Origin of the sequence: Galbibacter sp. BG1 (genome assembly GCF_013391805.1) — a bacterium.
GTDB lineage: Bacteria > Bacteroidota > Bacteroidia > Flavobacteriales > Flavobacteriaceae > Galbibacter.
In genome coordinates this window covers 3,266,289-3,279,065 of sequence record NZ_CP058364.1, presented here as the reverse complement: position 1 = coordinate 3,279,065, position 12,777 = coordinate 3,266,289, and the positions used below count along the sequence as shown (strand labels likewise).

Here is a 12,777-nt window from a genome sequence, read left to right as displayed (position 1 = left end):
GCCCTCTTGCATGGATAAAGAAACAGTACTTTTTATTGGATATGTCTGGCCAGAACCAAAATCTTCAGCGGCAGGAAGCAGAATGCTTCAACTTATATCATTTTTTAAAGATTTAGAATATAAAATTGTCTTTTCTTCCCCTGCAAAAAAAGGGAGTCACGAATTCGATTTAAGCGCCATAGGAGTTGTCGAAAAAGGTATTCAGCTCAATAATTCTTCTTTTGATGATTTTTTAAAAGAACTTCGGCCTTCCATTGTGGTTTTCGATCGGTATATGATGGAAGAACAGTTCGGTTGGCGAGTGGCCGACCATTGTCCTGATGCACTACGGATTCTCGATACCGAAGATTTACATTTTCTAAGAAACGAACGACAAAAATCACTAAAACGCAAATCGAAAGGGGATGCCACGGCACTTTTAAATAGTGAATTGGCGCAACGTGAGATAGCCAGTATTTACCGTTGCGACCTTTCTTTGATTATTTCTGAAGTTGAACTGGAACTTTTAAAAGATGTGTTTAAGGTAAATGAGACTATTTTACAGTACCTTCCATTTTTAATTGGGGAAGCTCCAGCATCACCTGTTCCATTTGAAGAGAAGGAAGATTTTATTTTTATTGGTAATTTTTTACACGAACCCAATTGGGATGCGGTTTTAGCATTAAAAGAAACTGTTTGGCCAATCATTAGAAAACAACTGCCAACAGCCAAATTGCATGTGTATGGTGCTTATACTTCAGAAAAAGTTAACAATTTACACAACCCAAAAGATGGTTTTTTTGTGCACGGATGGATAGAAAACGCAGAGGTGGTCCTTCGAAAATCTAAAATTTTGTTGGCACCACTTCGTTTTGGTGCCGGTTTAAAAGGAAAATTGGTGGAAGCAATGCTTCAAGGAACGGCAAGTGTAACCACTACCATAGGGGCAGAAGGCATAAATGGTTCTTATGCTTGGAACGGATTTATCTACGACAACCCTATTGATTTTGCCCATGCAGCAGTCGCGTTATACTTAGATGCAGAAGAATATACGCAAGCTGTTAAAAACGGACATAAAATTTTAAAAATGCGTTTGGACGCCACTGTTCATAAATCTTATTTTAAACTGAAAGTAAACGAATTAAGAAGTAATCTGCGACAACACCGATCCCATAATTTTATAGGAAGTATGCTTATGCAACAAACTACACAAGCCAGCAAATACCTATCTAAATGGATTGAAGAGAAGAATAAAAAAAACTAACTGGACTAATTTCATGTTCGATTTTTGATTTAGTTTATTGTTTTGAATATAAGTCCTTTCGAACGCAGTGAGAAAACACATCCTCTTAAGCAAATTATTTAAATGAAGGTTTTCCTTCATTTGGAGATCGTTTAATTCTAATACTTGTCTTTAGTTTCTTTTCTCTTAATTTTCAAAGTTTGTTTTTTCATCCATTCTATGGAGATATCAACAGGGGCGGTATTTTTGGAAAAAGCTGTGTTATGCCCTAATTCTGGGAAAAGAACAAAATCATAAGGTTTTCCTTGAACTTTAAATGCATTGAGCTGTTCGATACATAACTTTACAGGGATTTGTATATCTTTTTCACCAAAAATCCAAAGTCCCGGAATTGAAATAGAATTTAAAGCAACTTTTGGGTCGGTACTGGTAAATTGATAACGATCAGGGTCATTTTCAATATGCTCACGAGCATCTTCCTCGGTGTGGTTTTCCCAAAAATCTTTTCTTCCATTGGTATAAAACTGAAATCTTAGTTGTTCCAAGGTTGTGATCGTAGGACAACTAAATAACACCATAAAATCTACAAGTGTATTTTGTACTGTAGCTATTGGAATTATCCATCCTGCCTGGCTAAAACCAAGAAGTCCAACAGGAATATTTTTATGTTTTTTATGTAGCATTTTTACAGCTTCGCTTGCATCATTGGCGAGTAATTCGAGATTTGTAGAATCTATATTGTTTGTTCCTACCTCTGGGCAGGCATACACACCACCTGATTCAGCAACGCCGCGTTTATCGTAGGTAAGCACGGAAATTCCATTTTTTGCTAAAAGCTTCGCAAAGTTTGTCATTCGAGATTCCGGACCTGAACCATGAACAATGACCACTGCAGCTTGCGAATTTCGAGGCTCATACAAAGTCCCCGAGAGTTTTATACCTTCACTCTCAAATATAATATCCTCGGTTGTTATTGAATTTAATGGTTGTGCTACAGTTTCTTTAAATGGGGCTACGAAGAGTAAAAGAGGTAGGACTATCCTAAAAACCAAATAAAAATTATTTAGCTTAACGACTATATCAGGGTTTCTTTTTAGTAACATGTTATATTTTTAAAGAGTTTTATAAGTTCTCTATTTTTCGGGAAACTTCTCTTAACTTAATTTATCCAATTTTTAACTACAACTGAATTTACTAAACCTTTTTTCTCCAAAACCAATCAACAATAATTTCGGTCGCCAGAGCCAATAAAATACACTTACAACAATTAATTGGCATGAGTATTGCCTTTATGGGGTGATAAAATGTTTTTCTACTTAAATTTATTTACAAACTGTAAGTAATTAGGAGGTTAGCATACTGAAGAGAAAGAAAAAGACAATCCATTCTGAGTGACAGAATGACTTATAAAAGACTATGAGTAACAACAAATTTTTAAATATGGACAGTTTGTCATTACAAAATATTGACGACGATGCCGAATTAATCCCATTAATGACTCCTGAAGATGAAGAGGAAATCAATAATGAGGTCTTACCGGAAACGCTACCAATTTTACCACTTCGAAACACGGTACTTTTCCCTGGCGTGGTAATCCCGATAACAGCTGGGCGCGATAAATCCATCAAACTTATAAAGGACGCATCCAACGGAAGCAAAGTTATAGGTGTGGTTTCCCAAAAAGATGAAACAGTAGAAGATCCAGAGGTAAAAGACTTGAACACCACGGGTACAGTAGCCAGGATTTTAAGGGTTCTCAAAATGCCCGATGGTAATACCACCGTAATTATACAAGGTAAAAAGCGATTTGAAATTGAAGAAATTACAACTTCAGAGCCTTATTTCACTGCAAAAATAAAAGATTTACCAGAAGAAAAACCGGCTGCAGGTAGTGAGGAATTCTCTACTATAATAGACTCTATAAAAGAACTGGCGCTGCAAATAATAAAAGAGAGTCCGAATATTCCTTCGGAAGCTTCTTTTGCTATTAAAAATATTGAAAGCAACTCGTTCTTGATCAACTTTATTTCTTCCAATATGAACCTGGAAGTAAAAGATAAACAGAAGTTATTGGAGAACAAAAACCTTCAGGAAAGAGCGCTGGCTACCTTGAAGTTCATGAATATAGAGTTTCAGAAATTAAATCTTAGAAACGATATTCAATCAAAAGTTCAATCCGACCTCAATCAACAACAACGGGAGTACTTTTTGCATCAACAAATGAAAACCATTCAAGAAGAATTGGGTGGTGGATCCTATGAAGAGGAGGTTGAGCAGATGCGACTTAAGGCGAAGAAGAAAAAATGGGATGCCAAGGTTAAAAAACATTTCGAAAAGGAATTGGCGAAATTACAGCGTATGAATCCGCAGGTTGCAGAGTATTCCATTCAACGTAATTACCTGGATCTTTTTATCGATTTACCTTGGAATGAATTTTCTAAGGATAAGTTCGATTTAAAACGTGCTGAAAAAATATTGGACCGGGATCACTACGGTTTGGAAGATGTTAAAAAACGTATTATTGAATACTTGGCCGTTTTAAAGCTGAGAAACGACATGAAATCGCCTATTTTATGTTTATACGGCCCTCCTGGGGTTGGTAAAACTTCTTTAGGGAAATCGGTTGCGGAGGCATTAGGTCGTGAGTATGTTAGAATATCGTTAGGTGGTTTGAGAGACGAGGCTGAGATTCGCGGACATAGAAAAACATATATTGGAGCGATGCCGGGAAGAATTATTCAATCGTTGAAAAAAGCGGGAACTTCCAATCCTGTTTTTATTCTAGATGAAATAGATAAGCTTTCCGTGAGTCATAATGGCGACCCATCTTCTGCGATGCTGGAAGTGTTAGACCCTGAACAAAATAAAGAATTCTACGATAATTTCTTGGAAATGGGTTACGATCTCTCCAAGGTTATGTTTATAGCTACAGCAAACAATTTAGGCCCAATTCAGCCTGCATTGAGAGACCGTATGGAAATCATCAATGTAAACGGTTATACAATCGAAGAAAAGGTTGAAATTGCGAAACGTCATTTACTTCCGAAGCAAATAGAAGAACATGGCCTTACCAATAAAGACCTTAAAATTGGTAAAAAGGAGCTTGAAAAAATAGTGGAAGGCTATACGCGGGAATCTGGGGTAAGAGGTTTGGAAAAGCAAATCGCTAAAATGGTGCGTTACGCTGCCAAATCTATTGCCATGGAAGACGAATATAATGTAAAAGTATCTGTTAAAGACGTGGAAGAAGTGCTAGGCGCTCCTCGCTTAGAACGCGATAAATATGAGAATAATGAAGTTGCTGGGGTGGTAACCGGATTGGCATGGACGAGTGTTGGGGGTGATATTCTGTTTATTGAGTCGATACTTTCCAAAGGTAAAGGAACGCTTTCCATTACCGGTAATTTAGGGAAAGTGATGAAAGAATCGGCCACCATAGCGATGGAATATATAAAATCGAATGCAGAGAGTCTCGGGATCAATCCAGAAGTATTTGAAAAATACAATGTACATATTCACGTTCCGGAAGGAGCTACTCCAAAGGACGGCCCAAGTGCAGGAATCACCATGCTTACTTCATTGGTTTCGCTGTTCACCCAGAAAAAGGTGAAGAAAAGCATTGCAATGACCGGGGAAATAACCTTAAGGGGAAAAGTGTTGCCAGTAGGAGGAATCAAAGAAAAGATATTGGCAGCCAAAAGAGCTCGTATTAAAGAATTAATCCTTTGTAATGAGAACGAAAGGGATATCCTGGAAATTAAAGAAGAGTATTTAAAAGGTCTTAAGTTTCATTATGTGAACGAAATGAGTGAAGTAATAGATATTGCTATTACCAATCAAAAAGTGAAGAACGCAAAAGATCTTTAGTATGTTAATTCAAATAAACCGACAAGAAAATGTTGGTTTATTTGCTTATAAGCGAACTATGAAAAAAATAACTATAGCCATAGATGGATTTTCTTCTACCGGAAAAAGTACCATTGCAAAACAGCTGGCCAAAAAGCTTAGTTATGTATATGTGGATACTGGAGCCATGTACCGTGCCGTAGCTTTATATGCCCTAAGGAACGATTATGTTGGGGGAGAAGAAACCAATATTGATGGTTTGGTGGCGGCACTGCCCGAAATTACTCTAAATTTTAAAAAAAACAACGCCACAGGTAATGCAGATGTATTTTTGAATGGTGAAAATGTAGAAGATGAAATAAGAACACTCCGCGTTTCTAATGTGGTAAGTGTAGTTGCTGCGGTTTCCGAAGTGCGTCAAAAACTGGTAGAGCAGCAGCAAAAAATGGGTTCAGAAAAAGGAGTGGTAATGGATGGCCGAGATATAGGAACAGTCGTTTTCCCCGACGCAGAATTAAAATTGTTTATGACTGCCTCTGCTTATAAAAGAGCTGTTAGGCGTTATAAAGAACTTATTGATAAAGGAGAAACGGTGTCTTATGATGAAGTGTTGAAAAATGTACAAGAGAGAGATCGTATCGATGCCACCCGTGAAGACTCTCCGCTAGTAAAAGCAGAAGATGCCATTGAATTTGATAATAGCGATATGGGGATCGAAGAACAGTTTGAGCGTATTTACAACTTTGCTCTTCGTATTATTGAAAAAGCTTAAGGGTGCATACAGGATTTAAGAAATTCAGTTGAAATAACAGTACCTCTAAAAATGTAAAAGGCTACCTGAAATTGGGGTAGCCTTTTATATTTTTTCAAATCATAGTTTGATATGGAAAGCAAATAAAAATTCTTTTCAAAACATATTTGCTAACATTAGCTTCCCAAGCTAATTTTTTAAATATTCCTCCGGTACTTTATTCCGATGTTTAAACCGGTTATGCGTCCACAAATAATATTCTGGTTGTTTTCTTATTTCTTTCTCCAGCATTTCCGTGTAAATGTCGGTAATTTTATAATCTGGGTAGTCTTTCGGGGAATCCGTAATATCTACAATGGTTGTTTCGTAATACCCTCTTTTTACTTTCTTGGCGCAGAAAAACACCACTGCATGGTCAAACTTTTTAGCAAAGGTTTCTGCCGCCGTATGCACTGGGACAGTGATGCCAAAGAATTCCCTCCAATAACGTGCTTGATGAACCATAGGGGATTGGTCGTTTACAAATCCGTATAAAGACAAAACATTGTTTTTATAATTCCGTAGCATGGTTTTTGGAGTTTCAGATTTGGTAATAAGTTCTCCTTTTTGCTGTCTACGGGTTTTTTTAACCAAACGATTAAAATATTTATTGCTCAGTGGGGCGTAAATACCAAAACCTTCATGTTTTATGTGTCTGCTTAATGAAAGTACCCATTCGTAATTCGCATAATGTCCACATAAAAGAATAACGCTTTTATTTTCCCTGGCATACTTATCCAATAGTTCCAGATTGTGAAATTTAACCCGTTCATTGAGTTGTTTTTCTGATATATTCAGGGATTTTATCATTTCAAAAAACAAGTCGCACATATGTTTGTAAAACTTCTTTCTAATGGCAAGCAACTCGTCTTCCGATTTTTCTGGGAAACAAAGTTTTAAATTTTTCAGCACCATTTCTTTTCTATATCCAATTACATAGTAAACCAAAAGATAAACAGCATCGGAAACTTTATAAAAAATAGGGAAAGGAAGAATGGAAATAAACCACAATAATGGATATACTAAGATATAAACAAGAAGCTGCATTCATTTTTATTTTGAGCAAAAGTACACAAAATTATTTGTTGGGGATTCTAGCTTTTTTATTTGTTGGTTTAAGCGAATAGCGGTAGTTATATTTTAATTTTTAATAGCACCAAAAAATTGGGTTTTAGTGGTAAAAACAGCTTTAATACCTTAGAAATATAGCTATCTTTGATTTTAAAGATTTTAAGTTATATGAATTTAAGCATAGCAACTATTGTAATTATTGCCGCCAATGTGTTGGCTTCCATAAAAGGGTTCAACGATTTTTCTTTTTTTGAAAAATATAAATTTAACATCGGTGCCATCCGCAGGGGAGAACAAATAAGAGCTATTACTTCTGGTTTTCTACATGTGGATGTATCGCATTTACTGTTTAACATGATTACCCTGTATTTCTTTGCTCCCATTGTAGTGCAATATCTTGGGGATCCTAAGTTTTTGATTATTTATTTTATAAGTCTGCTTGCCGGAAGTTTATTGTCGCTAATTTTTCATAAAGAAGATTATCATTACAGTGCCGTGGGCGCTAGTGGTGCAGTAACTGGAGTTATGTATGCGGCCATTCTCTTGCAGCCCGATATGCGTTTGGCATTCTTTTTTATTCCAATCCCTATTCCGGCCTATATTTTTGGAATTGGCTATTTGTTATATTCTATTTACGGAATGAAAGCCCGAATTGGTAATATAGGTCATACGGCTCACTTTGGTGGAGCCATTGGCGGTTATGTAATGACTCTTCTTTTTATGCCTTCCCTTTTTGTAAACGAAACCTTGATGGTGATACTTTTGGCCATCCCTATTGTTATTCTCTTTATCTTAGAAAAAACGGGAAAGATATAGTTTGGCATCGTGTTTGGTTACTATAGGATAGAAAAACTTATAAATAAATAAACTTATGAAGAAAATAGCATTAATAGCTTTGTTCATTGCAACATTTGCAGGGGTAAATGCCCAGGAGACCGTACCGTCGATTTCGGTAGTAGGGGAGGGAACCGTAAAAATTGTTCCAGATCAAGTACTTATTAAAGTTCGTGTGGAGAGCGAAGGGAAGTCTGCGGAAAGTGTAAAAACAGAAAACGATTTGGCAATCGGTAAGGTTATTAAATATGCCAAATCCTTGAAAATTAGTGAAAAAGACATAAAAACAGAATACGTTAATTTAAATAAGAATTACGATTATCAAACGAAGCAATATAAATATGCTGCCAATCAATCGATGTCTATTCTATTGAAAGATTTAAGTAAGTATGCTGAGTTTACCCAAGGTTTATTGAATGCGGGAATAAATCGCATAGATGGCGTTACATTTAAATCTACGGATATTGATAAGCACAATGCCAACGCACGAATGAAAGCGGTTAAAGATGCTAAAACAAAAGCGATGGAATATGCATCGGTTCTTAACCAAAGTGTAGGGAAAGCCATCAATATCTCAGAAACAGGATCGGTAACCCCGCCGCAGCCTATTTATCGCATGGAAATGATGAAAGCATCCGATTCGATGGAGCAGGGTGAAGCTATGGAAACGATCGCAATAGGGGAAATGGTGGTAAAAGCAAAAATCAACATTGTCTTTGAATTGAAATAATTGCATTATAAATACTTAATGAAAAACCTCGAAGTAGCTGCTTTGAGGTTTTTTAATTTTAAGGTATCTTCATGAAAAATTAAAAGTTATGGAAAACAAAGAATTAGCATTTCTTTTGGGTAGAATAGCATTAGGTATTAATTTTTTGGCTCACGGTATTGTAAGATTACCAAAACTTAATGAATTTTCTAAAGGAATGGTCAAAGGTTTTCAAGAGACACTAATTGGTTTCGATTCTTTTATCTATGTTTTTTCGTTCGTATTGGTTTTTGTTGAATTTATTCTGGGGTTTACCCTTATTTTAGGTTTAAAAACAAGACTTTCCTTAATTATAGCCAATTTCCTTATGATGTGTCTCATATTTGGTGCGAGCATGCAAGAAAAATGGGGTGTAGTAGGATCACAAATGGTTTATGTTGCCTTTTTGTTTTTATTGATAAATGGGCAAGTTTCCACTCGTTATTCTATAGATTCCATTTTAGATAAGGGTTCATCTTTAAACCGTTAATTTAAATTTAAATGAAACTTACCAAATTACAGTTCGTAACCATTATCTGTTTCGCTTTATATTTCTTGTGGGAACTTGCTGTTCAGTATTGGGAAGGATCGATTTCTGGAGCACCCATAAGGGTTGATTTGATAATCATTATTCCTATCCTGATTCTTCTTTTTATAGGGTCTTTAATCCAGTTCATCAAAAACCGAAATAAAAACTAATTAATCCTTGGGTAAAAAGGGCCTAGTCGCTGATTGTACTTTCGTTGGAAGTATAAAAAGTAATTGTAAAGCTTGTAGTTTACTTCATAGCCATAATCGATGTTCGGACTGTAGTCAATTTGCATTTCATATAAATTCGGATTGAATTGTTGTGGGTTCATGACCCTTTGGTTCCAATTAATTACATAAATATTGTTCCTACTTTCCATGTATTGTTGAGAATAATAACCCTCTGGCCTGGCAATACTATTCAGCCAAGTGTAGAAACCAGGGTCTATAATGATAATTCGATATTCCGTACTGTCATCAGCAATTTCAACAGTATCTTTGCCGCCGGTGGTGTTAAAAGCTGCTTGTTCCTCATCGGAAATATAAAGTTCCATAGCCTCCTCATTGGTAAGTTCGGTTTTCTTTGTGGTAGAACACGACCACAGGAAGGTGAACAATACTATTATGGATACAATATATTTCATTGTTGATACTAAATTTTGAGTCTATAGAAAATTTTAAGTAAGAGATTTTTTGTTTTACTGAAGCGCACTAACTGTTTAGAAAATTGCCCAACATACCGCCAAGACCACCTTTTTTCTTATTGGAGCCAATAACCATATCAGCAACATCATCTAATACACTGCCATCGCCATCACTGTCAATTAAAGAGGTAATGAGATTTTGATTCTCTTGCGATTGACCGCCAAGCATACTTCCAAGAAGGCTGGACATATCGTTTCCATCATTGATATTGTTTTGCTTTGTTTGCTTGCCCAAATACCCTAAAACCAATGGTGCCGCCATTTTTAAAATTTTACTTACGGTGCCTGCATCAATTCCAGTTTTGCTGCTCAAAGCATTTTCTACTTGCGGTTGATTGCCCCCGAGCAAATGACCTAGAATTCCAGCCCCATCGCTCACAGCAGATGGATTTACACCACCACCAAAAAAGTCACCTAAGTTATCCAAAACACTGCCGTCGTGCTTAGAATTAATAGCATTCATAAGACCACTTGCACCTTCAGGAGAAGCTGCATTCTTTTTCATGGCACCTGTTAACAGTGGTAAAGCCATTCCTAAAAGTTGAGAAGTCTTCCCTTCGGCAGTTCCAGTTTCATTGCTTATTCCCTGAGTTATTTGGCGACCAAGATCGCTATCCAATAAAGATGCTAGTCCAGACATAATGAATTGATTTTTAAATTGATGCCTCTACAAGATACAAAAAAAGCCTTTCATCACGGAAAGGCTTTTTGAAAATTTATATGCTTATAGTAGCTTATTTCAACAAATCTGCTATTTGATCTGCAAGCTCCACACCAATTCTATCCTGAGCTTCAGCAGTAGCAGCACCGATATGTGGTGTCAAGGAAATATTAGGGTGCATAAGAACTTTTATAGCCGGGGTAGGTTCGTTTTCAAATACATCGATACCAGCAAAAGATAATTTTTTACTATCAAGAGCTTCTACCAAAGCAACTTCATCGATAACCCCGCCACGGGCAGCATTAACAACACCAACACCATCTTTTAAAATTTCAAATTCCTTTTTGCCTAAAACATATTCTTTCTGGGCAGGAACGTGAAGCGTTAAAAAATCAGCTTGTTTTAAAACCTCTTCCTTGGCAACTGTTTTAATATTGAATTCCACTTTTTGTCCATCGTAAAACTCTAAAGGGATGGTAACATTTTCAATAAACGGATCGAAAGCAACCACTTTCATTCCAACACCCAAAGCTATTTTTGCAGTTTCTTGTCCTATCCTACCAATACCGATTATTCCAAGTGTTTTTCCTCTAAGTTCAACCCCTCCAGCATACGCTTTTTTAAGTTGACCAAATTTTGATTCACCCTCTAGAGGCATGTTTCTGTTGGAATCGTAAAGAAAACGAACACCACCATACAAATGGGCAAAAACCAATTCTGCCACAGATGCAGATGATGCTGCAGGAGTATTGATAACGTGCAATCCTTTTTCTTTGGCATAAGCAACATCAATATTGTCCATACCAACACCACCACGACCAATTAATTTTAGGGAAGGGCATGCATCTATTAAATCCTTACGTACTTTAGTAGCACTTCGAACCAAAAGGGCATCTATTTTATTTTCATTAATATAATTCTCAAGTTGATCTTGGGCAACTTTTGTGGTAATTACTTCAAAACCTTTGTCCTTTAAAGCATCGACTCCGCTTTGAGAAATACCATCGTTTGCTAATACTTTCATTCTTTTTTTAAATTTTATAGGTTTGATTTACACCAATTAATTTCAGCAGTAAACCTTAAACTGTACTTTTTAATTAAAATTAAGCTTTCTTCTCTAGTTCTTGCATGACATCTACCAGCGCTTGAACACTTTCCAGCGGTAAAGCGTTGTACATAGATGCACGGTAACCACCAACACTACGGTGTCCATTAATACCATTTAATCCAGCCTCTTTTGCCATGGCATCGAAAGTTTCTTTGTGGCTTTCGTCCACCAAATTAAATGTAGCATTCATAGCAGAACGGTCCTCTTTGGCTGCAAAGCCTTTGAAAAGCGGATTCCTGTCGATTTCCCCATAAATTAATTCAGCTTTGGCATTGTTTCGCTTTTCAATTTCAGCTACGCCTCCAAGATCTTTTAACCATTGCAGCGTTAACATGGAAACATAAACTGCAAATACCGGTGGGGTATTAAACATACTCTCTTTTTCGGCATGAACCCTATAATCCAACATCGATGGGATGGCCCTATCAACTTTTCCTAAAACATCCTCTTTAACAACCACGAGTGTTGTGCCTGCAGGCCCCATATTTTTTTGGGCTCCAGCATATATGATATCAAATTTTGAAAAGTCTAAAACCCTCGAAAATATATCAGAACTCATATCGCATACCAATGGAGCGGCTACTTCTGGAAAATCTTTTATTTGCGTTCCAAATATGGTGTTGTTGGAAGTGCAGTGGAAGTAATCGATATCTGAAGGGATACTGTACCCTTTAGGTATGTAATTAAAGTTTTTATCTTTTGATGAAGCTACTTCTACCACCTCGCCAAACAACTTAGCCTCTTTAATGGCCTTGGAAGACCATGTTCCAGTGTTTAGGTAAGCCGCTTTTTTGTTAAGAAGGTTGTAGGCAACATTTAAAAATTGTGTACTTGCACCTCCCTGTAAAAATAAAGCTTTATATCCCTTGTCCTTTAAGCCAAGATGCTCCAAAGCCAAATCTTGAGCTTGGTCCATTACAGCAATAAAATCTTTACTACGGTGGGAAATTTCGATAAGTGATAAATCTAAACCATTGAAGTTTAAAATGGCTTCTGAAGCTTTTTTAAATACCTCTTGAGGCAAAATGCAAGGTCCTGCACTAAAATTATGCTTTTTCATACAAATAGTCAGTTGTGTTTTTAATGTTTACAAAGTTGCTAATTTCTAATAGAAAAACTGTTATCAAAAGTATAATAATTTTGTTGGAATGCTAACAAAAATTATGGAGTTGTTAGATACTTACGCTACTATTTGTTAAATCTTTAGAGAGTCCACAGAAACCCTTTTGGCAAGGGTTGGATGAAAATGGTGGGCTAATTTTTAG

The 12,777-nt window shown here is 36.4% G+C and carries 12 protein-coding genes; 6 read left to right on the top strand and 6 right to left on the bottom strand.

The genetic code is table 11. The features are described 5' to 3' along the window. Positions 1 to 10: 10 nt before the first annotated feature. Positions 11 to 1,243, top strand: coding sequence for a glycosyltransferase (locus tag HX109_RS14240; RefSeq protein WP_178953175.1), 1,233 nt, complete (start codon positions 11 to 13; stop codon positions 1,241 to 1,243). Positions 1,244 to 1,380: 137 nt separating this feature from the next. Here HX109_RS14240 and HX109_RS14235 read toward each other — a convergent pair whose 3' ends face one another. Continuing rightward, positions 1,381 to 2,325, bottom strand: a complete 945-nt coding sequence (locus tag HX109_RS14235; protein ID WP_178953173.1) for an alpha/beta hydrolase family protein — start codon at positions 2,323 to 2,325, stop codon at positions 1,381 to 1,383. Positions 2,326 to 2,638: 313 nt separating this feature from the next. Between HX109_RS14235 and lon the strand changes: the two genes are divergently transcribed. After that, entirely contained in the window at positions 2,639 to 5,089 is a 2,451-nt protein-coding gene (gene lon, locus HX109_RS14230; RefSeq protein ID WP_178953171.1) for an endopeptidase La, read from the top strand. A 58-nt stretch (positions 5,090 to 5,147) separates the two neighbouring features. Further along, entirely contained in the window at positions 5,148 to 5,840 is a 693-nt protein-coding gene (gene cmk, locus HX109_RS14225) for a (d)CMP kinase (protein WP_178953169.1), read from the top strand. 168 nt (positions 5,841 to 6,008) lie between these two features. Here cmk and HX109_RS14220 read toward each other — a convergent pair whose 3' ends face one another. Then, the gene (locus tag HX109_RS14220; RefSeq protein WP_178953167.1) at positions 6,009 to 6,905 is read right to left on the bottom strand and encodes a lysophospholipid acyltransferase family protein; all 897 of its coding nucleotides are present in this window, start codon (positions 6,903 to 6,905) and stop codon (positions 6,009 to 6,011) included. A 192-nt stretch (positions 6,906 to 7,097) separates the two neighbouring features. On the opposite strand from HX109_RS14220, the gene HX109_RS14215 reads away from it, so the two are divergent. The 3 genes from HX109_RS14215 (at position 7,098) to HX109_RS14205 (ending at position 9,001) form a co-directional block, all read left to right on the top strand. Continuing rightward, positions 7,098 to 7,745 carry a rhomboid family intramembrane serine protease gene (locus tag HX109_RS14215; protein ID WP_178953165.1) on the top strand — a complete coding sequence of 216 codons (648 nt, stop codon included), beginning with the start codon at positions 7,098 to 7,100 and terminating at the stop codon, positions 7,743 to 7,745. A 55-nt stretch (positions 7,746 to 7,800) separates the two neighbouring features. Then, positions 7,801 to 8,493, top strand: a complete 693-nt coding sequence (locus HX109_RS14210; protein ID WP_178953163.1) for an SIMPL domain-containing protein — start codon at positions 7,801 to 7,803, stop codon at positions 8,491 to 8,493. An 88-nt stretch (positions 8,494 to 8,581) separates the two neighbouring features. Further along, entirely contained in the window at positions 8,582 to 9,001 is a 420-nt protein-coding gene (locus HX109_RS14205; RefSeq protein WP_178953161.1) for a DoxX family protein, read from the top strand. A 205-nt stretch (positions 9,002 to 9,206) separates the two neighbouring features. Here HX109_RS14205 and HX109_RS14200 read toward each other — a convergent pair whose 3' ends face one another. From HX109_RS14200 to serC, 4 genes are all read right to left on the bottom strand, one after another. Beyond that, positions 9,207 to 9,683 (bottom strand): DUF6146 family protein, encoded by a 477-nt coding sequence (locus HX109_RS14200; protein ID WP_178953159.1) that lies wholly within the window; start codon positions 9,681 to 9,683, stop codon positions 9,207 to 9,209. A gap of 67 nt (positions 9,684 to 9,750) precedes the next feature. Beyond that, a complete protein-coding gene (locus HX109_RS14195; protein WP_178953157.1) occupies positions 9,751 to 10,383 on the bottom strand; it encodes a DUF937 domain-containing protein in 633 nt (210 codons plus the stop codon). A 94-nt stretch (positions 10,384 to 10,477) separates the two neighbouring features. Continuing rightward, the gene (locus HX109_RS14190) at positions 10,478 to 11,428 is read right to left on the bottom strand and encodes a D-2-hydroxyacid dehydrogenase (RefSeq protein ID WP_178953155.1); all 951 of its coding nucleotides are present in this window, start codon (positions 11,426 to 11,428) and stop codon (positions 10,478 to 10,480) included. Between the two features lie 79 nt (positions 11,429 to 11,507). Further along, positions 11,508 to 12,572 (bottom strand): 3-phosphoserine/phosphohydroxythreonine transaminase, encoded by a 1,065-nt coding sequence (gene serC, locus HX109_RS14185; RefSeq protein WP_178953153.1) that lies wholly within the window; start codon positions 12,570 to 12,572, stop codon positions 11,508 to 11,510. Between the last annotated feature and the right edge of the window lie 205 nt (positions 12,573 to 12,777).

Coding starts and splice junctions, on each gene's coding strand:
- HX109_RS14240 (WP_178953175.1), top strand. CDS start 11: ATGGATAAAGAAACAGTACTTTTTATTGGATATGTCTGGCCAGAACCA.
- HX109_RS14235 (WP_178953173.1), bottom strand. CDS start 2,325: ATGTTACTAAAAAGAAACCCTGATATAGTCGTTAAGCTAAATAATTTT.
- lon (WP_178953171.1), top strand. CDS start 2,639: ATGAGTAACAACAAATTTTTAAATATGGACAGTTTGTCATTACAAAAT.
- cmk (WP_178953169.1), top strand. CDS start 5,148: ATGAAAAAAATAACTATAGCCATAGATGGATTTTCTTCTACCGGAAAA.
- HX109_RS14220 (WP_178953167.1), bottom strand. CDS start 6,905: ATGCAGCTTCTTGTTTATATCTTAGTATATCCATTATTGTGGTTTATT.
- HX109_RS14215 (WP_178953165.1), top strand. CDS start 7,098: ATGAATTTAAGCATAGCAACTATTGTAATTATTGCCGCCAATGTGTTG.
- HX109_RS14210 (WP_178953163.1), top strand. CDS start 7,801: ATGAAGAAAATAGCATTAATAGCTTTGTTCATTGCAACATTTGCAGGG.
- HX109_RS14205 (WP_178953161.1), top strand. CDS start 8,582: ATGGAAAACAAAGAATTAGCATTTCTTTTGGGTAGAATAGCATTAGGT.
- HX109_RS14200 (WP_178953159.1), bottom strand. CDS start 9,683: ATGAAATATATTGTATCCATAATAGTATTGTTCACCTTCCTGTGGTCG.
- HX109_RS14195 (WP_178953157.1), bottom strand. CDS start 10,383: ATGTCTGGACTAGCATCTTTATTGGATAGCGATCTTGGTCGCCAAATA.
- HX109_RS14190 (WP_178953155.1), bottom strand. CDS start 11,428: ATGAAAGTATTAGCAAACGATGGTATTTCTCAAAGCGGAGTCGATGCT.
- serC (WP_178953153.1), bottom strand. CDS start 12,572: ATGAAAAAGCATAATTTTAGTGCAGGACCTTGCATTTTGCCTCAAGAG.